This window comes from Corynebacterium comes (assembly GCF_009734405.1).
In the GTDB taxonomy this organism is placed as follows: domain Bacteria; phylum Actinomycetota; class Actinomycetes; order Mycobacteriales; family Mycobacteriaceae; genus Corynebacterium; species Corynebacterium comes.
Genome location: NZ_CP046453.1, coordinates 841,410 through 867,050, shown reverse-complemented (window position 1 = coordinate 867,050; position 25,641 = coordinate 841,410). Strand labels below are relative to the sequence as shown.

At 66.5% G+C, this 25,641-nt stretch carries 28 protein-coding genes and 1 tRNA gene; 12 read left to right on the top strand and 17 right to left on the bottom strand.

Going from position 1 to position 25,641, the window contains the following annotated elements:
- Positions 1-221 precede the first annotated feature (221 nt).
- Both CETAM_RS04280 and CETAM_RS04275 read right to left on the bottom strand, forming a co-directional pair.
- The gene (locus CETAM_RS04280) at positions 222-833 is read right to left on the bottom strand and encodes an LGFP repeat-containing protein (RefSeq protein ID WP_156227292.1); all 612 of its coding nucleotides are present in this window, start codon (positions 831-833) and stop codon (positions 222-224) included.
- Between the two features lie 81 nt (positions 834-914).
- Entirely contained in the window at positions 915-1,574 is a 660-nt protein-coding gene (locus CETAM_RS04275) for a type 2 periplasmic-binding domain-containing protein (protein ID WP_156227290.1), read from the bottom strand.
- Positions 1,575-1,637: 63 nt separating this feature from the next.
- Here CETAM_RS04275 and CETAM_RS04270 point away from each other — a divergent pair, with 63 nt between their 5' ends.
- The 3 genes from CETAM_RS04270 to CETAM_RS04260 all read left to right on the top strand — a co-directional run bounded on the left by CETAM_RS04270 (position 1,638) and on the right by CETAM_RS04260 (position 5,528).
- Positions 1,638-1,985, top strand: a complete 348-nt coding sequence (locus CETAM_RS04270) for a DUF5997 family protein (protein ID WP_156229364.1) — start codon at positions 1,638-1,640, stop codon at positions 1,983-1,985.
- Positions 1,986-2,312: 327 nt separating this feature from the next.
- A complete protein-coding gene (locus tag CETAM_RS04265; protein ID WP_156227288.1) occupies positions 2,313-3,722 on the top strand; it encodes an MFS transporter in 1,410 nt (469 codons plus the stop codon).
- 465 nt (positions 3,723-4,187) lie between these two features.
- Positions 4,188-5,528, top strand: a complete 1,341-nt coding sequence (locus CETAM_RS04260; protein WP_156229363.1) for an MFS transporter — start codon at positions 4,188-4,190, stop codon at positions 5,526-5,528.
- Between the two features lie 45 nt (positions 5,529-5,573).
- Here CETAM_RS04260 and CETAM_RS04255 read toward each other — a convergent pair whose 3' ends face one another.
- Positions 5,574-6,764, bottom strand: coding sequence for an alpha-amylase family protein (locus CETAM_RS04255; protein ID WP_156227286.1), 1,191 nt, complete (start codon positions 6,762-6,764; stop codon positions 5,574-5,576).
- Positions 6,765-6,835: 71 nt separating this feature from the next.
- On the opposite strand from CETAM_RS04255, the gene CETAM_RS04250 reads away from it, so the two are divergent.
- Complete coding sequence (locus CETAM_RS04250) at positions 6,836-7,417, top strand: TetR/AcrR family transcriptional regulator (RefSeq protein ID WP_231587576.1); 582 nt, start codon at positions 6,836-6,838, stop codon at positions 7,415-7,417.
- A gap of 20 nt (positions 7,418-7,437) precedes the next feature.
- On the opposite strand, the gene CETAM_RS04245 is transcribed toward CETAM_RS04250, so the two are convergent.
- From CETAM_RS04245 to glyA, 3 genes are read right to left on the bottom strand one after another with little or no spacing between them, the layout of a single operon-like run.
- Complete coding sequence (locus CETAM_RS04245) at positions 7,438-8,172, bottom strand: aminotransferase class IV (protein WP_156227282.1); 735 nt, start codon at positions 8,170-8,172, stop codon at positions 7,438-7,440.
- Positions 8,169-10,115 carry an aminodeoxychorismate synthase component I gene (gene pabB, locus CETAM_RS04240; protein WP_156227280.1) on the bottom strand — a complete coding sequence of 649 codons (1,947 nt, stop codon included), beginning with the start codon at positions 10,113-10,115 and terminating at the stop codon, positions 8,169-8,171. The genes CETAM_RS04245 and pabB overlap by 4 nt, the downstream gene beginning before the upstream one ends.
- A gap of 17 nt (positions 10,116-10,132) precedes the next feature.
- Positions 10,133-11,425 carry a serine hydroxymethyltransferase gene (gene glyA, locus CETAM_RS04235; RefSeq protein WP_156227278.1) on the bottom strand — a complete coding sequence of 431 codons (1,293 nt, stop codon included), beginning with the start codon at positions 11,423-11,425 and terminating at the stop codon, positions 10,133-10,135.
- Between the two features lie 120 nt (positions 11,426-11,545).
- Between glyA and coaA the strand changes: the two genes are divergently transcribed.
- On the top strand, positions 11,546-12,472 hold the full coding sequence (gene coaA / locus CETAM_RS04230) for a type I pantothenate kinase (protein WP_156227276.1): 927 nt from the start codon (positions 11,546-11,548) through the stop codon (positions 12,470-12,472).
- An 8-nt stretch (positions 12,473-12,480) separates the two neighbouring features.
- Here the strand turns inward: coaA and CETAM_RS04225 are convergent, their stop codons facing one another.
- From CETAM_RS04225 to mca, 5 genes are all read right to left on the bottom strand, one after another.
- Positions 12,481-13,002 carry a flavodoxin domain-containing protein gene (locus tag CETAM_RS04225; RefSeq protein ID WP_156227274.1) on the bottom strand — a complete coding sequence of 174 codons (522 nt, stop codon included), beginning with the start codon at positions 13,000-13,002 and terminating at the stop codon, positions 12,481-12,483.
- A gap of 9 nt (positions 13,003-13,011) precedes the next feature.
- On the bottom strand, positions 13,012-13,779 hold the full coding sequence (locus CETAM_RS04220) for an isoprenyl transferase (protein WP_156227272.1): 768 nt from the start codon (positions 13,777-13,779) through the stop codon (positions 13,012-13,014).
- 40 nt (positions 13,780-13,819) lie between these two features.
- Complete coding sequence (locus tag CETAM_RS04215; protein WP_156227270.1) at positions 13,820-14,911, bottom strand: 3-deoxy-7-phosphoheptulonate synthase; 1,092 nt, start codon at positions 14,909-14,911, stop codon at positions 13,820-13,822.
- 248 nt (positions 14,912-15,159) lie between these two features.
- Positions 15,160-15,453: a hypothetical protein gene (locus CETAM_RS04210; RefSeq protein WP_156227268.1), complete on the bottom strand. Its 294-nt coding sequence runs from the start codon at positions 15,451-15,453 to the stop codon at positions 15,160-15,162.
- 14 nt (positions 15,454-15,467) lie between these two features.
- On the bottom strand, positions 15,468-16,343 hold the full coding sequence (gene mca, locus CETAM_RS04205; RefSeq protein ID WP_156227266.1) for a mycothiol conjugate amidase Mca: 876 nt from the start codon (positions 16,341-16,343) through the stop codon (positions 15,468-15,470).
- A 148-nt stretch (positions 16,344-16,491) separates the two neighbouring features.
- Between mca and CETAM_RS04200 the strand changes: the two genes are divergently transcribed.
- The 4 genes from CETAM_RS04200 to CETAM_RS04185 all read left to right on the top strand — a co-directional run bounded on the left by CETAM_RS04200 (position 16,492) and on the right by CETAM_RS04185 (position 18,628).
- Positions 16,492-16,956 carry a DUF4307 domain-containing protein gene (locus tag CETAM_RS04200; protein WP_156227264.1) on the top strand — a complete coding sequence of 155 codons (465 nt, stop codon included), beginning with the start codon at positions 16,492-16,494 and terminating at the stop codon, positions 16,954-16,956.
- 140 nt (positions 16,957-17,096) lie between these two features.
- Positions 17,097-17,621 carry a transcription elongation factor GreA gene (greA, locus tag CETAM_RS04195; protein WP_156227262.1) on the top strand — a complete coding sequence of 175 codons (525 nt, stop codon included), beginning with the start codon at positions 17,097-17,099 and terminating at the stop codon, positions 17,619-17,621.
- Positions 17,622-17,661: 40 nt separating this feature from the next.
- Positions 17,662-17,913, top strand: a complete 252-nt coding sequence (locus CETAM_RS04190; RefSeq protein ID WP_156227260.1) for a hypothetical protein — start codon at positions 17,662-17,664, stop codon at positions 17,911-17,913.
- Between the two features lie 133 nt (positions 17,914-18,046).
- On the top strand, positions 18,047-18,628 hold the full coding sequence (locus CETAM_RS04185) for an SRPBCC domain-containing protein (protein ID WP_156227258.1): 582 nt from the start codon (positions 18,047-18,049) through the stop codon (positions 18,626-18,628).
- A 47-nt stretch (positions 18,629-18,675) separates the two neighbouring features.
- Here CETAM_RS04185 and CETAM_RS04180 read toward each other — a convergent pair whose 3' ends face one another.
- Complete coding sequence (locus CETAM_RS04180; protein WP_231587575.1) at positions 18,676-19,515, bottom strand: Bax inhibitor-1/YccA family protein; 840 nt, start codon at positions 19,513-19,515, stop codon at positions 18,676-18,678.
- 210 nt (positions 19,516-19,725) lie between these two features.
- Here CETAM_RS04180 and CETAM_RS04175 point away from each other — a divergent pair, with 210 nt between their 5' ends.
- The 3 genes from CETAM_RS04175 (at position 19,726) to CETAM_RS04165 (ending at position 22,728) form a co-directional block, all read left to right on the top strand.
- The gene (locus CETAM_RS04175) at positions 19,726-21,084 is read left to right on the top strand and encodes a hemolysin family protein (RefSeq protein ID WP_156227254.1); all 1,359 of its coding nucleotides are present in this window, start codon (positions 19,726-19,728) and stop codon (positions 21,082-21,084) included.
- Entirely contained in the window at positions 21,084-22,103 is a 1,020-nt protein-coding gene (locus CETAM_RS04170) for a CNNM domain-containing protein (RefSeq protein WP_156227252.1), read from the top strand. The genes CETAM_RS04175 and CETAM_RS04170 overlap by 1 nt, the downstream gene beginning before the upstream one ends.
- 151 nt (positions 22,104-22,254) lie before the next feature.
- On the top strand, positions 22,255-22,728 hold the full coding sequence (locus CETAM_RS04165) for a nucleoside deaminase (protein ID WP_156227250.1): 474 nt from the start codon (positions 22,255-22,257) through the stop codon (positions 22,726-22,728).
- Between the two features lie 341 nt (positions 22,729-23,069).
- Here CETAM_RS04165 and CETAM_RS04160 read toward each other — a convergent pair.
- The 5 genes from CETAM_RS04160 to CETAM_RS04140 all read right to left on the bottom strand — a co-directional run bounded on the left by CETAM_RS04160 (position 23,070) and on the right by CETAM_RS04140 (position 25,573).
- Positions 23,070-23,146 (bottom strand) — tRNA-Leu (locus tag CETAM_RS04160).
- A 24-nt stretch (positions 23,147-23,170) separates the two neighbouring features.
- Entirely contained in the window at positions 23,171-23,536 is a 366-nt protein-coding gene (locus CETAM_RS04155) for a hypothetical protein (protein WP_231587574.1), read from the bottom strand.
- 23 nt (positions 23,537-23,559) lie between these two features.
- Complete coding sequence (locus tag CETAM_RS04150; protein ID WP_156227246.1) at positions 23,560-24,519, bottom strand: Ppx/GppA phosphatase family protein; 960 nt, start codon at positions 24,517-24,519, stop codon at positions 23,560-23,562.
- Positions 24,516-25,073, bottom strand: coding sequence for a DUF501 domain-containing protein (locus CETAM_RS04145; RefSeq protein ID WP_156227244.1), 558 nt, complete (start codon positions 25,071-25,073; stop codon positions 24,516-24,518). The genes CETAM_RS04150 and CETAM_RS04145 overlap by 4 nt, the downstream gene beginning before the upstream one ends.
- A gap of 5 nt (positions 25,074-25,078) precedes the next feature.
- On the bottom strand, positions 25,079-25,573 hold the full coding sequence (locus CETAM_RS04140; RefSeq protein WP_156227242.1) for a septum formation initiator family protein: 495 nt from the start codon (positions 25,571-25,573) through the stop codon (positions 25,079-25,081).
- Positions 25,574-25,641 lie beyond the last annotated feature (68 nt).

The window sequence follows — 25,641 nt, the reverse complement described above, 5'->3', positions numbered from 1 at the left end:
CACGGCCGTCGAGCCGGTACCGGCTCTGAGACGGACGCGGGCCGGATGCTTCATCCGGTTGCCCACAGGCTATCTCCGTGAGGTGTAACGGGAGGTGTAAATCACATTGTTGGAACATGAACTTCGGATAACCAATGAACTTCGTTTCCTTCAGAGAGCCGGCGGTTGCTCCCCCGGTGCGGGGAGCAACCGCCGGCCGACCTGCCGTGCACTGCTGGAGGCTAGTTCTCCTGGACGTCAGCGGAGAATTCGCCGTCCTCGTCCGCGAGCCAGGAGATGGTGCCGTTCTCGAACTCCTGGATCCAGCCGTTGCCCTCCGGGGCAGCCTGCTCCGGGCCGGTCGGCAGTCCGATGGTGTTCTCCAGGCCGCCGTCCTCGAGCCAGGTGTTGCCGATCTCTCCTCCGATCGGAATGGCGCCGCCCGCCTCCGAGAAGGAAACCAGGTTACCGCCCTGGAAAATCGCGAGAGCGTGGCCGATGTTGTTGGTTTCGACGGTCTCCGGCGCGCCCCAGTCGGCGGCGTACTCGTCGAAGGCTGCTGCGGCTGCGGCCGGGATGACCACGTTGCCTTCGGTTGTCTCGTACTCGACCTCGTCACCGGTGGGCTCCGCACCCTCGCCGTCCTCGGCCTCCTCGGCGTCCTCGGCGACAGAGGGGGTGGATGCCTCGACCTCGTCCCGCTCAACCTCGGTCTCTTCCCCGGCGGCGTCAGTGGTGGTGACGGTGGACTCTCCGGCGGTGTCGCCGTCATCGGCACAGGCGACCACGCCGAAGGCGAGGGTGGCGGCGGCGGCACCGGCGAGAATACGACGGGTCAGGATGGTGGATTTCATGGTGACATTCCTTTCTGGGACGGGGTAGTGAATCCAGCCTATATGTGTCCGACAACACAGAAAGGGATGTTTATCTTTATTTTATCTTCTCCGTGTCTTTCTGGCCCGCTTCTCGACGCCGGCGGCTCCCGCCCGTCGCTCCTGCTTCGCCAGCGCCTTCTCCCGGGCAGACCGCTTCGGCGCCACCTGTCGCGAGGAGTTCGGGGTGCGCCCCTTGGCGATGCCCACAAAGTCCTGGATCCCCCCCGAGTCATCCGTCTTCCGCCACACCAACGCGATGTGGGTGGCCGGGACATCGCCGACGAAGTCCCGGTGCTCGATCTGCTTCCGTGACAGCACCCTGATCAGCGGCCGGGGCGCGATGACCACGCCCACGTTCGCGGCCACCACCTGCAGCCCCTCACGTACGGCCGGGATGTCAATGAGCCCGTCGGCGGGCGTGCGCCAGTTGACGATCTCCCCCTCGATGTCCGCCGACGACACCCGGTCCAACAGCGTCAGTTCACTGTCCTTGGGCAGGGCGATCCCGGGGGATTCCCGGTAGAGCTCCACCACGTGATAGTCCCCGGTGACCCGCGGGTCCGGCAGGCGGGCGAGGGCGAGGTCCGCGCGGGCGTCGAGAAGCTCGGCGAGCGGATCCTCCGAATCTGTCGTGAGCAGCCGCCCATGGGCGGTGCGGTCGCGGAAGCGGGTGAACCATTTGCCGGGTTCAGTGCCGGTGGCGAAACTCAGGCGCAGCATGGGGGTAATGCTACCGTTGAGGGCGTGAATGAAGAGTCCGCACGTCAGCCGTCCGGCACAGCAATGAAGCCGCAGACCGCGGCAAGGAAGCTGGGCATCTACCTACCCGCCACGCCGGAGGAGTTCCAGAACAACGCCGTCACCCATGTAGAGCTCAAGGCTCTGCTGGAGACCCCGCCAGAGTGGCTCGTCGAGCTGCGCCGCACCGGCCCCCACCCGCGCCCCGTCGTCGCACAGAAGCTCGGCATCACCATCACCGCGCTCAAGCGCAACGACATGGACAAGCCACTGACCACCGCCGAGATCAAGGCCCTGCTGGAGAATCAGCCGGAGTGGCTGCGCACCGCCCGCACGGCACTGGCCGAGGGCCGCGAGGAGCACGCCGAAGAAACTTCGGACAACGAGGAGTAGAAGGCTCCTCACCCCGAAAGGGCGCTGGGCGAACAGTAATGTTCACCCAGCGCCCTTTCGTTCACCCCTACGGGGGTGGCATGATTTCGCCTGCTGACCGGCCCAAAAGGTGAGGACGGGACCGGCGTCAGGGTGCCGATACCGCAGCCAACCTGCATCAGTCCACTAAAAAGCACGACCATCGGCATGGAACGTACGGAACTGTGGACATGAACCCCCGAGAAGTTACTAGGGACGTCCCCGGTATGATGTGGCCCGCACCACTTCTACAGTTCGATCATCCTCTCCGTCACAGAGGGACTCCATCGGACCACAGAAGGAACCACAGTGAAATCCACCGAAACCTGGGCATCGCCGGCACACCGCCGCACGGTGTATCTCGTTCTCGCCGTCGTCGGCATCTCGATCCTCTTCGACGGTTATGACCTCGTCATCTACGGCGCCGTCCTCTCCACCCTCATGGAGGACCCCAGCCACATCGGCCAGCTCTCCCCCGCCATCGCCGGCACACTCGGCTCCTACGCCATGATCGGCGTCCTGGTGGGCGCGCTGTCCGCCGGCGCCGTCGGCGACCGCCTCGGCCGCCGCAAGGTCATGCTCACCGCCATCGCCTGGTTCTCTGTCGGCATGGCGCTGACCGCGCTGTCCACCTCCATCGTGATGTTCGGCTTCATGCGCTTCCTCACCGGGCTGGGTGTCGGCATGATCGTCGCCACCGGTGGTGCCATCATCGCCGAATTCGCCCCCGCCAACCGCCGCAACCTCTTCAACGCCATCGTCTACTCCGGCGTCCCCATGGGCGGTGTCATGGCCTCGATGTTCGCCCTCACGCTTGAAGACGCCATCGGCTGGCGTGGACTGTTCCTCATCGGCGCCACCCCGATCCTCTTCCTCCTGCCGCTTGCCTGGTTCGCCCTGCCGGAGTCCCCGCGTTGGCTGGTCTCCCGCGGCCGCAAGGCCGACGCCCTCGCCATCTGCGCCCGTCACGGTCTGCCGGAGAACAAATTCATCCTGGAGCCGGCTCCCCGCGCCGCAACCCCCGGCAGCGCCACCATCCCCTCCACCCGCAGGAGCGACCTGGAGAAGACCGGCTTCGCGGGGATCTTCTCCCGCGCCTACCTTCCCGGCACCCTGCTGATCGGCATCATGTCCTTCATCGGACTGCTGTCCACCTACGGACTGAACACCTGGCTCCCGAAGATCATGCAGGCCAACGGCGCCTCCGCCCATGACTCGCTGTACTCCCTCCTGGCACTCAACGGCGGTGCTGTCGCCGGCGGCCTGATCGCCGCCTCCTTCGCCGACCGGTTCGGTGCAAAGACGGTCATCACCTCGACCTTCATCCTGGGTGGCATCTCCCTGGCGATCCTGCCGACGTTCGAGTCCGTCGCCCCGATGTATCCGCTCATTGCCCTGGCCGGCATCGGCGTCATCGGCACCCAGGTGCTCACCTACGGCCTGGCCTCGAACTACTTCGGCACAGCCTCCCGCGCCGCCGGCGTGTCCTGGGTCGCGGGCTTCGGTCGCCTCGGCGGTATCGTCGGCCCCCTGATCGGCGGCCTGATCATCGGTGCAGGCTTCGGCCCGACCATCTCCTTCTGGATCTTCGCCGGCGCAGCCATCGTCGGCGGCGTGGCCACCGCCCTCATCCCGCGCTCCCCTGCCGACGCCGAGATCATCGAGATCTCCGAGCCCGTCACCCGCCCCTCACAGGAGCCCGCCCTCCCGACGCGGTAGGCGTTTCCACCCTCTCTGACGGATCAAGCCCCGACCACCCGCAAGGTGGCCGGGGTTTTTCCGTGCCCACGCTGGCAGCACACCCGTCCCGCCCCCACCCAGCCCCGCATGGGGGTGGCCGACCATCCCCGGGCCCTCAAGATTGTGAGCAAAGACACCTTTCCCGGCCGGACCTCTCCGGGCAGGTCGTCCGGCATATTCGCAGCACATCCGACCGTTGACGCCCCTCCCGCCTCAGGCTACCCCTGGCCATTCCTAGGGATTTCCCTAGTTCCAAATGATTGAGAACCCTATTCAATGAGTCGCACGCCCTTCATATGAACGGCCATTCAATTCGGATCGAGCAGAAGGATCAGCACCGTGACCTCCACCGCCTCAAAGACCTCTCCGCCAGCCGACTCCACGTGGGCTTCCGACGCCCACCGCCGGACCGTGTACCTGGTTCTCACGGTCGTCGGCGTCGCCATGATCTTCGACGGTTACGACCTCGTCATCTACGGCGCCGTCCTCTCATCCCTGCTCGAGGATCCCGCCCACATCGGCCAGCTCTCCCCCGCCATCGCGGGCACCCTCGGCTCCTACGCCCTGATCGGCGTCATGATCGGCGCACTGACCGCCGGAGCGCTCGGTGACCGTCTCGGCCGCCGGAAGGTCATGCTCATCGCCATCGCGTGGTTCTCGGTCGGCATGGCACTGACCGCACTGGCCACCTCCATCACGATGTTCGGCTTCCTGCGCTTCCTCACCGGCCTGGGCGTCGGCATGATCATCGCCACCGGCGGAGCCATCATCGCCGAGTTCGCGCCGAAGAACCGTCGCAATCTCTTCAACGCCATCGTCTACTCCGGAGTCCCCGCCGGCGGGGTCCTCGCCTCCCTCTTCTCCCTCGCCCTGGAGGATGCCATCGGCTGGCGCGGACTGTTCCTCATCGGTGCCAGCCCGATCCTCTTCCTGCTGCCGCTGGCCTGGTTCGCCCTGCCGGAGTCCCCCCGATGGCTCGTCTCCCGCGGCCGCAGGGCCGACGCCCTCGCGGTCTGCGCGCGCCACGGACTCCCCGAGGAGCAGTTCATCGTCAGCGCAGACGCCACCCCGGCTGAAGCGGGCACCCTCTCCGGAGCCCCGAAGCTCAGCACCACCCAGCGCGACCTGCAGAAGACCGGCTTCGCGGGCATCTTCTCCCGCACCTACCTCCGGGGCACACTGCTGATCAGCCTCATGAGCTTCATCGGACTGCTGTCCACCTACGGACTGAACACCTGGCTCCCGAAGATCATGCAGGCCAACGGCGCCTCCTCACACGACTCCCTGTACTCCCTCCTCGCGCTCAACGGTGGCGCCGTCATCGGCGGGCTGATCGCCGCCCGCTACGCGGACAAGATCGGCGCGAAGACCGTCATCACCTCGACCTTCTTCCTGGCCGCACTCTCCCTCGCACTCCTGCCGACGCTTGACTCCCTCACCCCGATGTACCCGCTCATCGCACTGGCCGGCATCGGCGTCCTGGGCACGCAGGTTCTCACCTACGGTCTGACCGCCAACTTCTTCGGCACCGCCACCCGCGCCGCGGGCATGGCCTGGGCCTCCGGCTTCGGCCGCCTGGGCGGCATCCTCGGCCCCATGATCGGCGGCCTGATCATCGGCGCCGGCTTCGGCCCCACCGTCTCCTTCTGGATGTTTGCCGGTGCAGCCCTCGTCGGTGCCGGTGCAGCTTCCCTGATCCCACGCTCCCCCGCCGAGATCGAGTTCATCGAATCATCCGAGCCGGTCAGTCGCCGCCCCCAGGAACCCGCCCTCAACGCCCCCTAGCCACCGTCCCCCCATCGGCTCACGTCCCGGCCACGCGGGACCACGTCAGCGGCGGAGGGAGAAGGTTTCTCCGTCGTCGAAGACGAGTTCCGCACCGACGGCGGGTTCGAGGGTCAGGTGCACGTCGAGCCGGTGCCCCTCCGCGGTGACGATGTAATGGATCGCCTCATTTTCCGTGGCCACAACTTCGACGTGACCGCCACCCAGCCAGGAGTGACGGCGTCGCAGGGAGATGAGGTCCCGGTGAAGCCTGAACATCTCCTGACCGAGCGGCGAGAGCTCCGCGGGATCATCCGGCAGGGCCGGGCGTACTGCATCATCGGCGGAGAACCCGGTCCCCTTCACCCCACGGAAGGCCTGTTCATCGCCGTAATAGACGCTGGGAATTCCGGGGAGGGTGAAAAGAAGGACGGTCGCGAGCGCGGACCCGGCGTCGCCTACGGTACTGCCGATACGGTCGACGTCATGGTTGCCCACGAAGGTCTGCATCGGCCCGGCCGCCATGAACTCGTCGTGGCGTTTCAGGGCGTGCGCCAGCTCCCAGAAGTTGACGTCCCTGATGGAGCTCCAGATCGCCTTCCACAGCTCATACTGGGTGACGGTGTCCAGGTGGCCGTCCCGGATCAGGCCGACATAGTCGCCGTGGATGATCTCGCCGAGGAAGACGGCCTCGGGATGCTTCTCCCGCACCCGCCCCACCACCTTCGCCCAGAACCAGGTGGGCACGGAGTAGGCGACGTCGAGGCGCCACCCGGAGATGCCACGGTCGAGCCAGTGGTTCATCACGTCGACGACCAGATCCTCGGTGCGCGGATCGGAGTGGTCGAGCTCAACGAGGTCGCCGTGCCCCTCCCAGCTCACGGGCCGTCCGTCATCCCCACGCATGACGGGGCCGCCGCCGTCGACCATCGGATGCCGGGCGCCGACGTGGTTGAACACGCCGTCCAGGAGCACCCTGATGCCGCGCTGCCTGCACGCCGCCATGAGCTGGTCGAAGTCTTCGTCGTCGCCGAGGCGCGGGTCGATGCGGTAGTGGTCGAGGGTGTCGTAGCCGTGCGTGCTGGACGCGAAGACGGGTGCCAGCAGCAGACCGTTGCAGCCGAGTTCGACGAGGTAGTCGAGCCAGCCGATGAGTCGGGGAAGGCGGTGGCCTTCATCGGCCTCGGACCAGTCCCGGACGGGCGCTCCTGTGGCGCCGAGGGGGTAGACGTGCCAGAAAATAGCGTGGTCGAGCACAATCTCTCCTATTGAGCTGAGGTCAGTAACTGCTATTGACCTTAACTCAACAACGGGTAGGCTTGTCAACCGTGACCACCCGTCGACGACTGAGCACTGCCGAACGCCGCGCCACCATCCTCGATGCCGCCCGCGACCACTTCGCCACCACCACCTACCCGGACGCCTCCGTTCCGGACATCGCAGCCGCTTCCGGAAGCTCCCAGTCCCTCGTCTTCCATTACTTCTCCTCCAAAGCGGGCCTCTACGCGTCCGTGGTGGAGAACTCCCTGCGCAGTCTCATCGACGCCCGCCTCACCGCAGCCTCCTCCCTCAACCCCGGACATCCGGTCCGGGACCGCGTGGCCACCCTGCTCGGAGCCCACCTGGACGCTCTCGCCGCAGATCACACCCTCATCGCGGGCGCGGGGGAACCTGAGGCCGCCCTTCTGCACCGCCGGGCCGCCAATGAGAAGCTGGTCGAGCAGCTGCGCCAGATCATCGGAATCGGTGATCTCCCCCGCCATACCTGGGCGCTGCGGGGCTGGGTCGGTTTCCTCGACCACGCCGGCCTGCACTGGGTCGAGTCGGGGTGCCCGGAGGATCAGCGGTGGCCGCTCATCGAGGCCGCGCTCGGCGCCCTCGAAGGTGCACTCGGCGACTGGGCGGTCTGAGTGTCCGAGGGCCCGGGGGGTCAGTCCCAGCGCAGCAGGGTGTTCATCTCCGAGGTTGTCGTCGGGGTCTCCCCCGTCACCGCGGCCAGGTGTTCGCCGTCGGCCATCACCCACCCGGTCACGATGGTCCAGCCGTGCAGGGCGCTACCCGCCCACACCGGATGGCGCATGAGTTCTTCCGCGGTGACGGGCCGACGACCGAGCCCACCGCAGATCGCCGCGGTGGCGGCGACCGTGACGGAAGGGAGCTGATCGGGATGTGCGGGAACCATCAGTCGGCCCTCCTCCCACCAGGCCAGCGCGCAGTTCGCCCCTTCGGAGACCAGCCCGTCGGCGGAGTACAGCACTGCGTCATCCGCCCCCAGGGCCTGCGCCTGCGACCTCAGGTCGGCGAGCAGGGCGAGGTCAGGTCCCTTCACACGCGGGGAACGGCGGGCGTCGGGACGCGACGGGACATGCAGCACCGTCGACGTACGCAGCGAGGGTGCCGGACGGACCCGCAGGTACAGGTCATCGCCGTGGGCCTCGATACGGGGAAACCACTGGCCCTGATGCGGGACGACCGGCCGGACCGCGGCGAGGAAATCCGTGACGTCCAGTCCCGGCAGGCTGGCGGAGAAACGTTCCCGGTGCAGATGCCAGCTGCCCACGTAACCGTCGTGCTCCAGCCAGGAATCGACGACGTCCGGGCTGCTCTCCGGTTCCTCGGCCGCCACCAGGCCGCTGCCGTCCCACCGCCAGAGCGTCCCGGTCACTGCGGGAACTCCTGCTCCAACAGACGCAGCAGGGGCGCGGACTTGGTGATCGTCTCCTCATGCTCGGCCACCGGATCCGAGAGTGCGATGATCGCCCCGCCGACGCCGTAGGACAGTCCCGCCGCGTCGGTGACTATCGTGCGGATCACCATCGACAGGTCCATCGCACCGTTCAGCGAGAAGTACCCGATCGCGCCGGAGTACACCCCGCGCGGGCCTTCCTCGAGCCTGTCGATGATCTCCATCGTGCGGATCTTCGGGGCCCCCGTCATCGAACCACCCGGAAACGCCGCGCGCACCGCATCCACCGCGGTCTTCCCCTCGGCCAGGTCGCAGCTGACGGTGCTCACCAGCTGATGGACGGTGGCGTAGGACTCGACCTGGAAGAGGGGCTCCGCCCGTACGCTGCCCGGGGCTGCGACACGGGTGAGGTCATTGCGCACCAGGTCGACGATCATGAGGTTCTCCGCCCGGTCCTTCGGATTGGCCGCCAGGTCCTCGCGCATGCGGGCGTCCTCGACCGGGTCCGCCGAGCGGGGACGCGTGCCCTTGATCGGCCGCGACTCCACCCGACCACCACGGTCGATGGTGAGGAAACGCTCCGGAGTACTGGAGAGGATCGAGAGCTCCGCGAATCGCAGCAGCGCACCGAAAGGGGTGGGGTTGACGGCACGGAACTGCCGGTAGGCCTGCGGGTCAAGCGCCCCGGACGCGCGCAGTTCATTGGTCAGGCAGACCTCGTAGGTCTCCCCTGCGCGGATCTCGGCGAGGCAGTCGTCGATGCGACGAAGGTAGGCCTCGCGGTCATGCCGCGCGGAGAGGGGGCCCACCTCAGCGATGCCTGCCGACGCCCCCTCATCCTCCATCGCCCCCACCTCCGCGAGCAGTCCCGCGGTCCGCGCGCACCAGGCACGCTGGGCGTCATCGTGCCCGGAACCGATGAGTGCCACGAGGTGGGTCCGCCTGGCGTGGTGGTCGATGACCACCATCCGGTCCGCGAAGATGAGCGAGAGATCCGGGTGATCAGACGTGTACGCCGCGTGTCCGCCGCACTCGGCCTTGAGCTCATAACCCAGGTAGCCGACCCAGCCGAGGGTGAAGTCGAAGTCCACCTCGCCGGGGTCGATGGCGTGGGTCGCCAGGTCTTCGGCGAGCTGATCCAGCAGGTTCTCCCCCACGCGGCCCTGCCACACGCGGGACAACGGCCCGGAAGAGTCCCCGAGGTAGCTGAAGCGGCCGGTGGGGCGTGCGGGGTCGGAGGAATCGAGCCAGAAGGAGTGGTCGGCGGCGTCGAAAAGCAGCTGGTGGACGGCCGCCGCATCGACCTCCCGGTCGAGGGTGACCGTGTGCAGGGACCAGCGTCGGCGCCAGGCACGTGCCAGGTCGAGGAAGTTCGCCACGATCTCGTGGCCGTACTCGCCACCGATGGATTCCGGATGGAACTGCACACCCCACTGGGGCAGCTCCCGGTGGCGCAGCGCCATGACCAGGCCGTCATCGGTGCGGGCGGTGACCTCGAGGACGTCGGGCAGCGAATCGACCATCAGCGAGTGGTAACGGACGACGTCGAAACGCGCGGGGACCCGGGCGAAGAGACCGTCCCCGTCGTGCCCGATCCGGGAGATCCGCCCATGGACCGGCTCCGGGGCCGGGCGCACCACACCGCCGTGGACGTGTGCGATGGCCTGATGGCCCAGGCAGACCCCCAGAATCGGGACGGGCGCCCGCCGGATGACATCGAGACAGATCCCGATGTCACGGGGGCGCTCCGGACGGCCGGGCCCCGGTGAGATGATCACCGCATCAAAGTGTGAGACGCGTTCGACATCCCAGCCGGGCTCGGCATTGGTGATCACCTCAGGGGTGATCCCCGTGACGTCCTCCACGTAGGCGACGAGATTCCAGGTGAAGGAATCCAGGTTGTCGATGATGAGGACGCGCACGACGACAGTGGAAAGATCTAGTTGATCTTCCACTCCTCCAGACCCTCGTACAGCGGGTACTGGTCGGTCAGCTTGGTCACGCGGGCGCGCAGCTTCTCAATGTCGGCGTTCTTGCCGTCCACCAGTGCGGTGCCGATGATGTCGGCGACCTCGGTGAAGGCGGCGGCGTCCAGGCCGCGGGTGGCCAGGGCCGGGGTGCCGATACGCAGGCCGGAGGTGACCATCGGCGGACGCGGGTCGTTCGGGACGGCGTTGCGGTTGACGGTGATGCCGACCTCGTGCAGGAGATCCTCGGCCTGCTGGCCGTCCATCTCCGAGTTACGCAGATCAGCCAGAACCAGGTGGACGTCGGTGCCGCCGGTGAGCACGTCGATGCCTGCGGCCTTGGCGTCGGCCGCGGTGAGACGCTCGGCCAGGATCTTCGCCCCCTCGATGGTGCGGGCCTGACGGTCACGGAACTCCTCGGTGCCGGCGACCTTGAGGGCCACGGCCTTCGCTGCGATCGCATGCATGAGGGGACCGCCCTGCTGACCCGGGAAGACGGCGGAGTTGAGCTTCTTGGCCCACTCCTGCTTCGCCAGGATCATGCCGGAACGCGGGCCACCCAGGGTCTTGTGCACGGTGGTGGAGACAACGTCGGAGTACGGCACCGGCGACGGGTGCAGATCAGCGGCGACCAGACCGGCGAAGTGCGCCATATCGGTCCACAGCAGGGCACCGACCTCATCGGCGATGGAGCGGAACGCCTCGAAGTCCAGGGTGCGCGGGTAGGCGGACCAGCCGGCGATGAGCACCTTCGGGCGCTCTGCCAGGGCCTGCTCGCGGACGCGGTCCATGTCGATGCGGTGGGTCTCCGGATCAACCTCGTAGGCGGCGACCTGGTAGAGCTTGCCGGAGAAGTTCAGCTTCATGCCGTGGGTCAGGTGACCACCGTGTGCCAGGGACAGACCCATGATCTTGTCGCCGGCCTCAGCCAGGGCGTGCAGCACGGAGGCGTTGGCCTGGGCGCCGGAGTGCGGCTGGACGTTGGCGAACTCGGCGTTGAACAGGGACTTGGCGCGGTCGCGTGCCAGATCCTCGACGATGTCGGCGTTCTCGCAACCACCGTAGTACCGGCGACCGGGGTAGCCCTCTGCGTATTTGTTGGTGAAGACCGAACCCTGCGCCTGCAGGACGGCACGGGGGACGAAGTTCTCGGAGGCGATCATCTCGAGGAAGTCGCGCTGACGGGCGATCTCGCCACCGATGGCAGCATGGACCTCGGGGTCAAGAACTGACAGTTCCTGGTTGAGGGAAGACTCAGCGGTCATGGCGTTGCAGCCAGCCTTTCTACGTGTTCACGGCAGTTCGTTGCCATAGTTTAGCGCCCCACAGTTGCCCCATACCCCCGAACCCCGGGTAGAGGTGAGGCAGGTGACACAATGGGGACCATGTCTCGGCCCAAGGACCGTACCCCGTACGTGGATTTCGACCGCGCCTCCTGGCGCGCCCTGCGTAAATCCATGCCCCAGGTCCTCACCGAGGAGGACGTCGCCCAGCTGCGCGGCCTCGGCGAATCCATCGACCTGGCGGAGGTCACGGAAGTCTATCTGCCGCTCTCCAGACTCATCCATCTGCAGGTTTCCGCCCGCCAGAAGCTCATCGCCGCGACCGAAACCTTCCTGGGTACCGGTTCCGGGCACGTCCCCTTCATCATCGGCGTCGCCGGGTCCGTGGCCGTGGGCAAGTCGACGACCGCCCGGCTCCTGCAGGTCCTGCTGCAGCGCTGGGACTCCCACCCCCGCGTCGACCTGGTCACCACCGATGGTTTCCTCCTGCCGGCCGCGGAACTGCACGAGCGCCGGCTCATGTCCCGAAAGGGTTTCCCCGAGTCCTACGATCAACGCGCCCTGCTGCGCTTCATCACCGACGTGAAATCCGGCCGTTCCTCGGTCGAATCACCGGTGTACTCGCACAAACTCTACGATCGGGTCCCCGGAAAAATACAGACCATCACCCAGCCCGACATCCTCATCCTCGAAGGTCTCAACGTCCTGCAGACCGGCCCCACCCTCATGGTCTCCGACCTCTTCGACTTCTCCGTGTACGTGGACGCCCGCACGGAGGACATCGAGAAGTGGTACATCGACCGTTTCCTCCAGCTGCGCTCCACCGCCTTCCGCGAACCGGGCGCGCACTTCGGGCATTACGCCGAGTACGGCGACGCCAGTGCCCGGGCCGCGGCGCGGGAGATCTGGCAGTCAATCAACCTGCCGAACCTGGTGGAGAACATCCTGCCCACCCGGGTGCGCGCCTCACTGGTGCTGCGCAAGGGCGCCGACCACCTGGTCGAGCGGGTGCGGATGCGCAAGATCTGAGCCCGGCGCTAGCCCTGCGCCGCCGCCCATGCGACGACCTGATCCAGCTCAGCCAGGTCCACGCGGTCGGTGTCACGGTCGTAGGAGTCGAGCATGGCCCGGTCGTTGGCGCTGCGGTCGGCTTCCCGCTTGACCTTCAGTGCCTTGATCACACCCCACATGATCATCTTGTGCTTGCGCCCCAACGTGGAATAGCTCATGCGTCCCGGCAGGTAGAAGCGGGTGACGTGCTCCTTCTTTCCCAGGGCGTCAGCCATCTGGTCCTTTGCGCGGGCAACCTCCAGCAGCGTCATGCCGACGGCGCACACGGCGACGGGGCGGGAGCCGAGATCATTGTCCGCCACGAAGCTAGCCGCCGGGATCGACGGGCCGTGGACGTAGGAGAGCACCACCAGCGGCCCGGATGAACTGCGGAGGGCGGTCGGGTCGGCGTCGGAAAGCGGCTGCGCGCTGGTCCCGAGCCGTGCGGCGAGGGCCTCGGCGTACTCGCGGGTGGAACCGTAGGCGGACTCATAGAGGATGTTGGTCATGTGCAGGAATCACTTTCCGAATCGACGGCTGCGCCGGGAATAATCACGGAGGGCACGGAGGAGATCGATGCGCCGGAATGCCGGCCAGTAGGTCTCAGTGAACCAGATCTCCGAATAGGCCGCCTGCCACAACAGGAAACCGGAGAGTCGTTGTTCACCGGAGGTGCGGATGACCAGATCGGGGTCGGGCTGCCCGGAAGTGTAGAGGTGACGGGACAGGGACTCCACGGTCACCTTCTCCGCCAGTCCGCCGGCGGAGGTCCCCGCGGCGACCTCCTCTTCAATGAGGTTGCGGACGGCGTCGACGATCTCCTGGCGGCCCCCGTAACCGACGGCGATGTTGACGGTCAGGCCGGGCTTGTCGCAGGTTGTGTCCGCGGCGGTGCGCCAGCGGTCGGCGACGTCCTTCGGCAGGAGATCCAGGTGACCGACGAGCCGGACACGGCAGTTGTGCTCGCTGCCGGACAGCTCGTCCACCACGTCCCCGATGATGCCGAAGAGCAGCTCCAGCTCATGTTCCTCCCTGCCGAGATTCTCGGTGGACAGAAGGTACACGGTGATGACCTCGACCTCTGTCCCCTCACACCAGCTCACCACCTCCCCGATCTTCTTCGCCCCGGCGCGGTGTCCGTGGCTGATGTCGGAGTGCCCCTCTGCGCGGGCCCAACGGCGGTTGCCGTCGGCCATGATCGCGATGTGCTTCGGCTGCCGGGCACCCCTGAGTTCGCGGGAGAGACGGGCCTCATACAACGGGTAGAGCAGGCGGGACAGTTTCACAGCTCACAGTGTAGTGCGTCCGTCCCGCCCCCCGGACCACCTACCGGGCGCGACGGGCCCGGACCGCCGCCGCGAGATCACCGAGCAGATCGACGGTGGTGTCGATGTTCATGCATGCGTCGGTGACGGACTGTCCGTAGACGAGTCCATCGCCGCCGTTGATGCGCAGCTTCGCGGTGTCGAGGGACTGTGCGCCCTCGACGAGGAAGGATTCCATCATGATGCCGGCGATGGCCTCGTTGCCCTCGGCGATCTGCTTCGCGACGTCGGCCGTCACCTCCGCTTGCCGGACATGATCCTTGCCGGAGTTGGCGTGTGAGACGTCGACCATCAGGCGCGGAGTCTGCTTCCGCTCGCGGAGCTTCTCGACGATGCCCGCCACCGACTCCGCGTCCGCGTTCGGACCGGCCGTGCCACCACGGAGAATGACGTGGCAGTTTTCATTGCCGGCGGTCTCCACAACGGCGGGGCGGCCGCCGTCCGAGGTGCCGAAGAAGAAGTGCGGCTTCGAGGCGGCGGACACCGCGTCCATCGCCACCTGGATGTTGCCGTCGGTGCCGTTCTTGAAGCCGATGGGCATGCTCATCCCCGAGGCCAGCTGACGGTGCACCTGCGACTCGGTGGTCCGCGCGCCGATGGCGCCCCACGAAACGAGGTCGGCGTAGTACTGCGGGGAGTTCGGTTCGAGGAACTCGCTGGCGGTGGGGAGGTTGAGGTTGACCACCTCGAGCAGGACCCGGCGCGCCAGCTCCAGGCCGTGGTTGACGTCGTAGGAGCCGTCCAGGTGCGGGTCGTTGATCAGGCCCTTCCAGCCGATGGTGGTGCGCGGCTTCTCGAAGTACACCCGCATGACCAACTTGAGGTCTTCCGCCAGCAGGGAGGCCAGCGGTGCGAGACGGTTGGCGTAATCGAGGGCGGCCTCCGGGTCGTGGATCGAACACGGGCCGACCACCACGACGAGACGGTCGTCCTCGCCGTTGAAGATGGCGGCGATCTCTTCCCTGTCCCTCTCAACCCGACGTTCCTGCGCCGGCGTCATGGGCAGACGCGCACGGACGTCCTCGGGGCTGGGCAGGTCGTGGAAGGCCACGACGCGGCGGTTGGAGGTGGAGGCGTAGGTGGCGGCGGTCATGGGAGGAAACCTTTCACTGGGGGGATGTGTCCGGAGCAGACAAAAAAGCAGCCCCTCGACCCGATTTCTCGGGGAGGTGCTGCTCGGCTCCGGGGGTGTTCGTCGGTTCGCGGGCGGCTAGCGCACAGGCGACTCGGCGAGACGGCGGTGGCTGTCATTCAGCCCCGGAGCCTCACCAAAATAAAATCGCTTCACGAACATGACCGAGACCCTAGCATGCATTCCGCGCGAAGGATAGGCCGCGAAGGTCAGAACCAGCTCTTCCTTCGCCGGTCGAGCAGGCCGGCGTCCTCCATCGCACGGTCGACGGCCTCCTGATCGAAGACGTCCAGGCCGTGGGCCTCAGCGAATGCGCGACGGCGGTTGTAGCGGCTGTAGCGACGGTGGAAGGCCCAGCCGATGGAGATGACCGCGACGCCGAGGACGGCGAGAATGAGCAGTCCGATGGGTGAGGCCTTGCCGAACTCGGGTCCGAGCGGTCCGCCCTGCTGCTGCTGGGCGAGGATCATGAGGTTCGTGGCGCTCAGGGAGAGTGCTTGCATGACGTTGACTCCTACTACTTCTTGTCCGGGGTGATGCCCGCGAACAGGTCATCCTCCGGCAACGATGTGGCCACGCGTGTCTTCGCGAGCTCGAACTCCTCGGTCGGCCACAACTCCTGCTGCACATGTGCCGGGGTGGCCAGGAACGCCCCGGCCGGGTCGATCTGGGTGGCGTGCGCCCGCAGCGCAGCCTCCCGGTGGGGGAAGTACTCGGCGCACTCGACCTGGGTGGTCACCCTGGCCATGATGTCCGCCGGGTTGCGCTCCCACCGTTCCAGCATCGGCCCATAAGGGCTGGTGCGTCCGTCGGCGATCAGCAGATCGTGGAACATCTTCATCCGCTGATGGACGAAACCGTGGGAGTAGTACAGCTTCAGCGGGGCCCAGGGCTCCCCGAGCTCCGGGGCGAAGTCGGGGTCGCCCGCCTTCGCCCAGGCGATCATGGAGGCCTCGTGCACTTTCAGGTGGTCCGGGTGCGGGTAGCCACCGTTCTCGTCGTAGGTGACGATGACGTGCGGCCGGAAGTCACGGATGATCTCCACGAACTCCTTCGCCACATCGACGCCCGGCGCCAGGGCGAAACAGCCCTCCGGCAGCGGCGGCAGCGGATCACCCTGCGGCAGACCGGAGTCGACGTGGCCCAGCCACACGTGCTCTACGCCGAGTGCCTCGGCGGCGGTGGCCATCTCCTGCCGACGGATGTCGATGATGTTCTCCAGCACGCCCGGCCTGTCCATCGCAGGGTTGAGGATGTCGCCGCGTTCGCCGCCGGTACAGGTGAGCACCATGACCCGGTTACCTTCGGCGGCGTAGCGTGCAGTCGTCGCTGCCCCCTTCGATGCCTCATCGTCGGGGTGGGCATGAATGGCCAGGAGCCGGAATCCGCTCACGTGTCGCTTCCTTTTCTTGGTTGCTCGTTGTGGTGTCAACCTGTCCCATCCTAACGGCCCGTCCCGATCATGGGAAAGCAGGTCCTTCCGGGAGCATCCATTAGGATGATGCGGATACGCCTTGCCTGACACCTCCAGAGGATGATCAATGAGCACTCCCGCCGACAACCGCTCCACCACTCGCTACGGTGCGGACCGCACTCCGAAGACGGAGAGGAACCTCGGCGGCAAGATGATCGCCATCGTCGCTGTCGTACTCATCGCCGGTCTCGCGATCGCCATCGCCCGGTATCTGGCCGCCGACAACCAGCGCGGTGACGTCACAATCTCCATGGTCTCCCACGAACGGATCGACGACCGGACGATGCGACTGTGGGTCGACGTGACACGTGAGGATCCGAACGTGGCCTCCTACTGCATCGTCACCTCCATCGACTACGCGATGGCCGAGGTCGGTCGTCGTGAGCTTCTCATCGAGCCGGGCGGCGACCCGATCCAGCGCTTCCAGGTGGACATTCCCTCCCGCGACCTGCCGGTCTCCGGCAGCGTGTACGGCTGCTCCACACTCATCCCCGACCACCTGACCATCGGGCCCGGCGCACCCGTCGAGTGATCCGGCCCGACGCACCTGTGTTAAAATCCCTGTCAATTGTTAACACCGGTGGGTGACGCGCCTGTTGGGGGCATGAGGCTCCCCGTCGGATGTGCCCCACCGGACCCAGGGATTAGGGAAGGCAGGGACGTTACGTAGCCATGGCTGAAAACCAGAAGCAGTACATCACCCCGGAAATGAAGACGAAGCTCGAGCATGAGCTGCAGATACTGGTTGATCACCGCCCGGCCGTCGCCGCCGAGATCAACGAGCGTCGTGAGGAGGGCGACCTCAAGGAGAACGCAGGCTACGACGCCGCCCGCGAGATGCAGGACCAGGAGGAGGCCCGCATCAAGCAGATCTCCGAGATCCTGGCCAACTCCACCACGGAGCGCGAGGGCGTCGTCGATGGTGTCGCACTCGTCGGTTCGGTCGTTCACGTCTACTACAACGGTGACAAGGACGACAAGGAGACCTTCCTCATCGGCACCCGTGCCACGGCAATGGACAACGAGCACCTGGAGACCTACTCAGAGCACTCCCCGCTGGGGGCCGCACTGCTGGGCGCCCAGGAGGGCGAGACCCGTGAGTACTCAGCTCCGAGTGGTGCCACCCTCAGCGTGACTCTCGAGTCCGCGGCACCGTACGATTCCCAACTTGCAGCGACCCCGCGTCCGGGCAAGTAATCTCGTATCCGAATCAGTGACTACAGGGAGGATCCCCACCATGACCCGCATCTTCGCTCTCAAGGCTGCCGCAGTCGCAGGCGCCGCTTCGCTCGCTCTCGCGCTGGCCGCCTGCTCTCCGCCCAACGAGCAGCCCTCAGATCTGAAGGTCGACACCGCCACGGAGTTCAACGCTCCGCCGGCTGCCGCGAAGACCTCTGAGGAGACTTCCGAGGCCACGACCAGCACCGCGCTGGACGGCACCCTCGAGAATGACGCAGTCATGGTCGGGGAAGAGCCCGTCCAGAACTAGCTCACCGTGGCTCTTCCTGGTCACGCCCGGGTCACCAGCTCCGCTTCGTCGGCGTTGGTGGCCCGGGTGTTGTTCTTTCCACGTGTTCCCCGCCCGACCCCACCACCACCATCATCCTCTGAGGGAGTAGAACATGAACCTGGTTGATCAGATCCCGCTCGTCGAACGTCGCGTGGTCCGCGAGGGCGCCGGCGTGGGCGTCGAGCTCTCGCGCACCTACCTCGCCTCCGAGGCCGACCTGTGGGACTCCCTCACCGACCCGTCCCGCCTGGAGCACTGGTTCGAGCCTGTCAGCGGAACACTCGCCGAGGGCGGCCGTTTCGAACTCGCCGGCAGCGGGGTCTCCGGGGGCATCTCGACGTGCAAGCCGGAGCAGCTCCTGCGTCTGACCTGGGATGACGCCGATAACCTGAGCACCGTCGAGATCACCCTCTCCCCCGCCGCGCCAGGCACCCGACTGACGGTCACGCACCTCGGGGCCGCGGACGAGCACTGGGACACCCACGGCCCAGCGGTCGGCGGCATCGGCTGGGACAGTTCCCTGGTCGCCCTCGCCTTCCACCTGGCGATGGACACCGAGTCTCAGGAGGGCGAGGAGGAGACCTTCATCCGCGAGGTCGCCCACGCCTGGTCGCGTGCGCTTGTCGACGCCGGCGGCGACCCCGCCGAAGCCCGGGCCCAGGCCGAACGCACCATCGCATTCTACCTCGGATAGCAGAAATGGACCCGCCGAGGCGGGTCCATTCTTGCGGGTGTGACTGACTAGTTGCCGCGGAAGTAGGACAGCAGGCGCAGGATCTCGGTGTAGAGCCAGACCAGGGTCACGGCCAGTCCGAGGGCGACGCCCCAGGCCATCTTCGAGGGAGCACCGGCGCGGATCATCTTGTCGGCCGCGTCGAAGTCGGACAGGAAGCTCATGGCCGCCAGACCGATGCAGACCAGCGAGAAGACGATGGCCAGCATGCCGCCGTCACGGAGCGGATTGCTGCCGGTGAACATGGCCAGCAGCATGTTGCCCAGGGCCAGGACCAGGACGCCGACGAGCGCACCGGTCATGATGCGGTTGAACTTCGGGGTGACCTTGACGGCACCGGTCTTGTACACGAAGAGCATGCCGAGGAAGACGCCCACGGTACCGATGATGGCCTGGCCGATGAGGACGAAACCGTCGGAACCGCCGACCGTCATACCCGAGAACAGCAGCGAGATACCGCCGACGAACAGGCCCTCGAATGCGGCGTAGATGAGGGTGACGGCCGCCGAGCCGTACTTCTTGCCGAAGGTGGCCACCAGCACGGTGATGAGACCGCCGATGGCGCCCACCGCGGTGAGAAGAAGCGCGAGGCCCATGCTCACGAACACGGCGATGCCGAAGTTGAGCACGGCGAAGGCGACGATGACGCCGAGGGTCATGCCCGTCTTGGCGACGACGTCGTCGACGGTCATCGGACGGTCGCCGGTGACGGTGGCGGTGGCGGGTGCCTGACCGTAGCCGGAATAAGGGTCGCCATAGCCCTGCGGTGCACCCGACGGGTACGCACCGCGCTGAGCGCCGCCCTTGACGGAGGTGAGTGAATTCATGACAGGGTTGCTGCTACGCACAATGAAGCCCCGAGCCTTTCTCTTTTTATAGTGCTTTCTACCCCGTACAACGTAACAAAGGTCTGCTTAGTTCCCCCGGTGAGTGATTGTCACGTAGAATTCCCCCACACCTTGAAGACAAGCAGCAGAAAGCGATGGTGGCCTCTCCGAAATGGAGCCCCCCGAATGTTCGTACCGTCCCAGTAGCGCCAGACACGCGAGGGGGACGGCATGATCACCGCAGCTGTCACTCTTCTGTTCGGAACCCTCTTCATCGGCGTGTTGATCTCGCTGAACGGCTATTTCGTCGCCCAGGAATTCGCCTTCATGTCCGTCGACCGTGCCGTTCTCCGTGCCCGGGCGGACGACGGCGACAAGCGCGCCCGCACGGCCCTCGGCGTCACCGACCGAACCTCGTTCATGCTGTCGGGAGCCCAGTTGGGTATCACCGTCACCGGGCTTCTCGTGGGTTTCGCCGCAGAACCTCTGGTGGGCCGCCAGCTCGGCGTGCTGCTGGGCGGGGTCGGCGTGTCCACGGCGGTCTCCGTCGGCGTGGGCACCGTCCTGGCGATGGCCGTCGCCACCGTCGTGCAGATGATCTTCGGTGAGCTCTTCCCGAAGAACTACACCCTCGCCGCCCCGCTGAAATCCTCGCTGGCTCTGGCCAGGTCGACCTCGTTGTACATGCTCCTGTTCGGCTGGCTGATCAGGCTTTTCGACGTCTCGGCCAACGCCCTGCTCCGCCTGTTCCGCATCGAGCCGCTGGAGGACCTCGACTCCACAGCGACGAGGAGGGACCTCGAGCACATCGTCTCCGCCTCCCGCGAGAGCGGCGACCTGGGTACCGGAACATCGCTCATCCTGAATCGTCTGCTCGATTTCCACGAGTACAACGTCGAGCATGCGATGGTGCCACGCTCCCGGACCGACGTGGTGGACCCCTCCACCACCATCGGCCAGGTCCGCGCGCTCATGACCACGGCCCATACCCGCTATCCCGTGGTCGATGCCGACCATGATCCGGTCGGGGTGGTCCACCTCGTGGACGTGCTGGGAACCGCGCTTCCCGCTGCCACCCCCGTCTCCCGCCTCATGCGCGATGCTCTGGTCGTCCCCGAACTGATGCCGCTCCCCTCGGCCGTGGACGCCCTCGAGGCGGCCCACGAGAAGCTGGCGTGCGTCATCGACGAGTACGGCGGCTTCGTCGGCATCATCACCATCGAGGATCTGGCCGAGGAGATTCTCGGCGACGTCACCGATGAACACGACGCCGAGGAGACGGAGGAGATCACCCCCACCGGTGAGGGCGAATGGCTCGTCGACGGCGACACGCCACTGGATGAGATCGAGCGCGTCATCGGTCACGACCTGCCCCGGGGTGAGTTCGTGACCATCTCCGGACTGCTCATCGCCCACACCGGCGGACTGGTGGAGGAAGGCGAGATCCACCGGATCGACCTCGCAGCCGAGCCCGACGACTACGTCGAGGGCGAAGGCGCCCCGGTGCGCCGACTCAGCGTGAAGGTGGAGAAGGTGGACCATCACGTCCCCTCAGAAGTCCGCATCGAACTGATCGAAGAGGATCGCTGATCATGAACTGGTATGTCGCTCTCCCCCTGACCGTGCTCATCATCATCGCCTCGGCGTTCTTCGTGATCATCGAGTTCTCCCTGCTGGCCGCCCGCCGCAACCGCCTCGAGGAGACGGCGGACACCTCGGCGTCGGCACGCGCCGGGCTGCGCAGCCTCAACGAGCTGACCATCATGCTGGCCGGCGCGCAGCTGGGCATCACCGTGGCCACGTTCGCCCTGGGTGCCATCACCGAGCCGTGGATCCACCACCTGCTCGCCGACCTCCTGAAGTCGACTGCCCTGCCGGAGGCCGCCTCCTACGTGATCGCCTTCGCGCTGGCCCTGTTCATCGCGACGTTCCTGCACCTGGTCGTCGGCGAGATGGCACCGAAGTCCTGGGCCATCGCACACCCGGAGAAGGCACTGACCCTCATCGCCCGGCCCGCCCGCGGTTTCATCACCGTCTTCCGCCCCCTGCTGGTCTGGATCAACGCCATCGCCAACAGGCTGGTCGCCAGGGCCGGGCAGCAGCCCGTCGAACGTGCCGCAGCGAAGGGTTATGACGCCGAGACGCTGCAGGACCTTGTCGAGCATTCCCGTGCCAAGGGCGCGCTCGACAGCACCGACGCCACCCAGATCTCCGGCGTCATCGACCTCGACGTGCTCACCCTCGGTGTCGCCACCGCCCCACGACCGGTCCTGCCCGCCGACTCCACGGTGGCCGACGTCCAGGACTGGGCCCACTCCACCGGCACGCTGCGTGCGCTCATCGACGCGGGTTCTGACGTCCCGCACCTCGTGCACGTCCGCGACACACTCCTGGCCGACCCCACGCACCCCGCCGACCGCTACTCCCGCCCGAGCCTGGCCCTGCCCAAGTCGACGACCCTGTCAGAGGCCCTCAACCGCATGCGCGCCAGCAACGAGCAGGTCGCCGTCGTCGTCGACAACGGTGACGGCGTCAGTGTGATCACCTGGGATGACATCCTCAGCCGCCTGTGGCCGAAGATCGGCGCGGAGCTGGGGCGCGCCCGCTGACGGTGACGATCACCTCGAAGTCATTGGTGCCCTCCCGGGTGTCGGAGCGGGGACGTCAACATGCTGGAGAACCTCCGGGCCGCCACGGGAAGTGAAACCCAAAATACGCATGCGCCCATGCCAGGCGTGTCACCCACCTATGCTGACGGGCATGACCATCTCCGATCTCGATCAACAGTGGCTGGCCCGAGCCGTTGACCTGGCAGAACAGGCCCTGGCAACCGGAAATGACCCCTACGGATCCGTCCTCGTCGCCGGCGACGGAACGGAGCTGTTCGCAGACCACAACCGCACCGCTTCAGGCGACGACACCCGCCACCCGGAATTCGCCATCGCCCGCTGGGCCGCCGAGAACCTCACCCCGGACGGCCGCGCACGGGCCGTCGTCTACACCTCCGGCGAGCACTGCCCCATGTGCGCTGCCGCCCACGGCTGGGTTGGCCTGGGCAGGATCGTCTACGCGGCGTCGTCCGCCCAGATCACCGGCTGGCGTTCAGCATTCGGTCACCCGCCGTCACCAGTCGCGCCGATCCCTGTCGGGGACGTCGTCCCGGGTATCCAGGTGGACGGACCGGATGAGGAACTGTCTGCGCGGGTGAAGTCGCTGTTCCAGCAGGGCAGATAGTAATCACACTGTCTGCGGCAGGCTCTGTGTGTCGTCCGCTGAGGCCTGCCCGTGCGCCGTTGCGCACTGTCCCTCCCGTGACCGCGAGGGTGGCGTCGACGACGTGCGGTTCCGTGTTTCCACTTCGCACCCCCGCAAGCCTCCCGGACCACAGGTCGCCATGTCTTGAGGGGGCGCGAAGTGGAAATGCCGTGGCCCTTCACGTGGTCCCCCGGCCGTGTCTGATCCGAGAACATCGTTTCACCCGCAATCAGTCGAGGGGACCACAGTCCCTGTTCCTCCCCAGCACCGGGAACAAGAAATCTCGCGACACCGTAGGAACGATGTCGCGAGACTTCACATGGTGCCCCCAGTCGGACTCGAACCGACACTCTGCTGATTTTAAGTCAGCTGCCTCTGCCAATTGGGCTATGGGGGCCTGCTGCAGGACAGCGCCTCAAGTTTAGGACATGCTCCGGTAGCTACGGGCAACCAGTGCCCACATCACCGGTAGTTGGCCGATGCTGAAGCCGGCGGGAACGAAGACGAGTTCAAGACCGGTGGCGTCGGGAAGCGTCGTCAGGATGAACAGGAACAGGATGGCCGCAACGCTGAGGATATGCCCGAGGACAGCGGGTTGGAGGCGCTCGGCCACAATCTCCTCACAGCTGAGAACCCCCGAGCCCGCGGCCACCACTCCGACGACGATTCCGAGGTAGCCCGCGAGGAAATAGAGCAGACCGAGATCCTCAATGCTGCGGGGCTGGGTGCCCAGGAGGTGGCCCAGCACCAGGACCCCGCAGATCGCGCTCATCCAGGATGTGCGCACAAACACCGTCAGCGGCACGGTGCTCAGACCCCGAGCAGGTCCCCGAGGCCGGCGACGATGCCGTCGAGAATGTCTTTCTCACTGACGACGAAGCTGTCGGCGGTGGTCTCCTTCTCCAGCATGTCCATGATGCCGTCGACGACGACGCTGCCGCCGCCGAGGACGTCGGCACGCCCGGGGTGTACGACCGGGTTGAGCGCGCGGGTTTCCGCGGACAGGTTCCTGACCTCACGGGTGAGCACGCGCAGGGCGGAGAAGCGCAGGACGGAGCCGTGGATTTCCCGGGGATCATAGGTCTCCAGCCCCTGGGCCAGTGCGGAGAGAGTGGTGAAGGTGCCGGCCACGCCGACGATCGTCTTCGCCTTGGCGATGGGGACGATCTTGACCACATCCGCGAGCCGCTCGGCGATGTACTCCGCGGCGATCTCGATCTCGGTCTCTGTGGGCGGGTCGGAACGCATGATGCGCTCGGTGATGCGGACGCACCCCATCTGTGAGGAGTGGGCGCCTAGCACTTCTCCGTCCGCGGTACCGACGATGAACTCGGTGGAGCCGCCGCCCAGATCGATGACGCAGAAGGGCCCGGACTCCGGGTCGAGGTCGGTGATGGCACCGCGGAAGGAGAGGGCGGCTTCCTCGTCACCGGAGATGACCTCGGCCTGCGCGCCCGGGGTGATACGGCCGAGGAGTTCAGCGGTCATCCGGAAGAACTCGTCCCGGTTACTGGCGTCACGGGTGGCGGAGGTGGCGACCATACGGACGGCCTTGACCTCCTCGAACTCCATGATCCCGACGAAGCGCTGCAGCGCTGCCCGGGTGCGTTCGATCGCTTCGGGAGCGAGTTCGCCTGTGGCGTCCACACCCTGGCCCAGGCGAACGATCTCCATGGTACGGGTGATCTCGTGTGTGGTATCGCCCACGATGTCACAGATGAGCAGACGGATGGAGTTGGTGCCGCAGTCCACGGCCGCCACACGGGTCATTGAGCGGCCTCCTGGTAGAGGTCGTCGAACTGGTGGGCGTCGAAGCCCAGCGATTCGCAGGTCGGCCAGTCGGCGGGGATCGCGGTGCCACGCAGGCCTCCGCGATCTGCGGCGAGGGCCACAGCCTCGGTGCCGAAGCGGACCCGGTCCGGCCCCTCGGCCAGCGCGTAGGCGGTGAGGACATGGAGGCACTTGACCCGGTCGGGCATGCCTCCGCCGGAGAAGTCGGTGCCCAGGTCCTCGATGGCGTTGCGTTCGGCCAGGTAGTGCTCGTGTGCGGCGCGGTAGTCGGCCTGGAGGGACTCGTCGGTGGCCAGTCGCCCCTCCATCCACTTCATCACGTGGGCGACCTCAAGCCGGGAGGCCTCGGCGGTCAGCCGCGGGTCGGTGAGATAGAAGAAGGTGGGGAATGGAGTTCCGTCGGGAAGTCGGGGTGAGGTCTTCACCACACCGGGAGCGCCATCGGGGGTGCGGTAGGAGATCTCCAGCACCCCTCGAGGTTCGCGTCCAAGCTGCTTCTCGACGGCCGCCAGATCTGCATTGTTGACAGTCATGGCGATCATTCTTCCATGAGCACGCCGCCGGGGTCGTCTGCGGGCGGGGTTGCGATGGAATCCCACAGGATCTCGTACCAGCTCAACTCCGCCACCAGGTCCTCGGCGGAGGTGGTCACCCGGGAGTCCGTCTCCATGCCGGGGTCTATGACACGGAAGGGGGTTTCACCGGGTTCGATGAGCCCCAGCCGACGTCGCGCCTGCTCACGGATGTAGGCCTCGTCCTCGTACTTCTCGATTTCTCCGAGCAGCCGATCCTTCTCGATCTGCTTCGCCGCGACGGAATCGTTGAGACGGGCGATCTCGGAACGGCCCTGGAAGTAATTGCGCAGGGGCACGGCGATGGTGACGAGGACGAGGATCGTCACCAGCACCAGGACGCCGATCTCGGCGGTGCTCAGGCGTACCTTCAGTCGCTTAGGTCGCCGCGGCTGATTGTCGGCGGCACGAGAGACGACCGGTACGGTGTGCCGGGAGCGGGATCGGGATTCAGGCGCCATAGTTCTTCCGATGATAGGCCATCAACGCCGACGCCCCGGCTGCGCGGGGCAGCCGGGGCGTCGAGAAG

Excerpts from the sequence above, each read along its gene's own strand:
- CETAM_RS04225 (WP_156227274.1), bottom strand. The coding sequence starts at position 13,002 with ATGACCAACATCCTCTATGAGTCCGCCTACGGTTCCACCCGCGAGTAC.
- CETAM_RS04140 (WP_156227242.1), bottom strand. The coding sequence starts at position 25,573 with ATGGCGCCTGAATCCCGATCCCGCTCCCGGCACACCGTACCGGTCGTC.
- CETAM_RS04150 (WP_156227246.1), bottom strand. The coding sequence starts at position 24,519 with ATGACCCGTGTGGCGGCCGTGGACTGCGGCACCAACTCCATCCGTCTG.
- CETAM_RS04210 (WP_156227268.1), bottom strand. The coding sequence starts at position 15,453 with ATGCAAGCACTCTCCCTGAGCGCCACGAACCTCATGATCCTCGCCCAG.
- CETAM_RS04280 (WP_156227292.1), bottom strand. The coding sequence starts at position 833 with ATGAAATCCACCATCCTGACCCGTCGTATTCTCGCCGGTGCCGCCGCC.
- CETAM_RS04215 (WP_156227270.1), bottom strand. The coding sequence starts at position 14,911 with ATGACCGCCGCCACCTACGCCTCCACCTCCAACCGCCGCGTCGTGGCC.
- glyA (WP_156227278.1), bottom strand. The coding sequence starts at position 11,425 with ATGACCGCTGAGTCTTCCCTCAACCAGGAACTGTCAGTTCTTGACCCC.
- CETAM_RS04165 (WP_156227250.1), top strand. The coding sequence starts at position 22,255 with ATGACCATCTCCGATCTCGATCAACAGTGGCTGGCCCGAGCCGTTGAC.
- CETAM_RS04185 (WP_156227258.1), top strand. The coding sequence starts at position 18,047 with ATGAACCTGGTTGATCAGATCCCGCTCGTCGAACGTCGCGTGGTCCGC.
- coaA (WP_156227276.1), top strand. The coding sequence starts at position 11,546 with ATGTCTCGGCCCAAGGACCGTACCCCGTACGTGGATTTCGACCGCGCC.
- CETAM_RS04145 (WP_156227244.1), bottom strand. The coding sequence starts at position 25,073 with ATGACTGTCAACAATGCAGATCTGGCGGCCGTCGAGAAGCAGCTTGGA.
- CETAM_RS04260 (WP_156229363.1), top strand. The coding sequence starts at position 4,188 with ATGATCTTCGACGGTTACGACCTCGTCATCTACGGCGCCGTCCTCTCA.
- CETAM_RS04275 (WP_156227290.1), bottom strand. The coding sequence starts at position 1,574 with ATGCTGCGCCTGAGTTTCGCCACCGGCACTGAACCCGGCAAATGGTTC.
- CETAM_RS04270 (WP_156229364.1), top strand. The coding sequence starts at position 1,638 with ATGAAGCCGCAGACCGCGGCAAGGAAGCTGGGCATCTACCTACCCGCC.
- CETAM_RS04190 (WP_156227260.1), top strand. The coding sequence starts at position 17,662 with ATGACCCGCATCTTCGCTCTCAAGGCTGCCGCAGTCGCAGGCGCCGCT.
- greA (WP_156227262.1), top strand. The coding sequence starts at position 17,097 with ATGGCTGAAAACCAGAAGCAGTACATCACCCCGGAAATGAAGACGAAG.
- CETAM_RS04175 (WP_156227254.1), top strand. The coding sequence starts at position 19,726 with ATGATCACCGCAGCTGTCACTCTTCTGTTCGGAACCCTCTTCATCGGC.
- CETAM_RS04200 (WP_156227264.1), top strand. The coding sequence starts at position 16,492 with ATGAGCACTCCCGCCGACAACCGCTCCACCACTCGCTACGGTGCGGAC.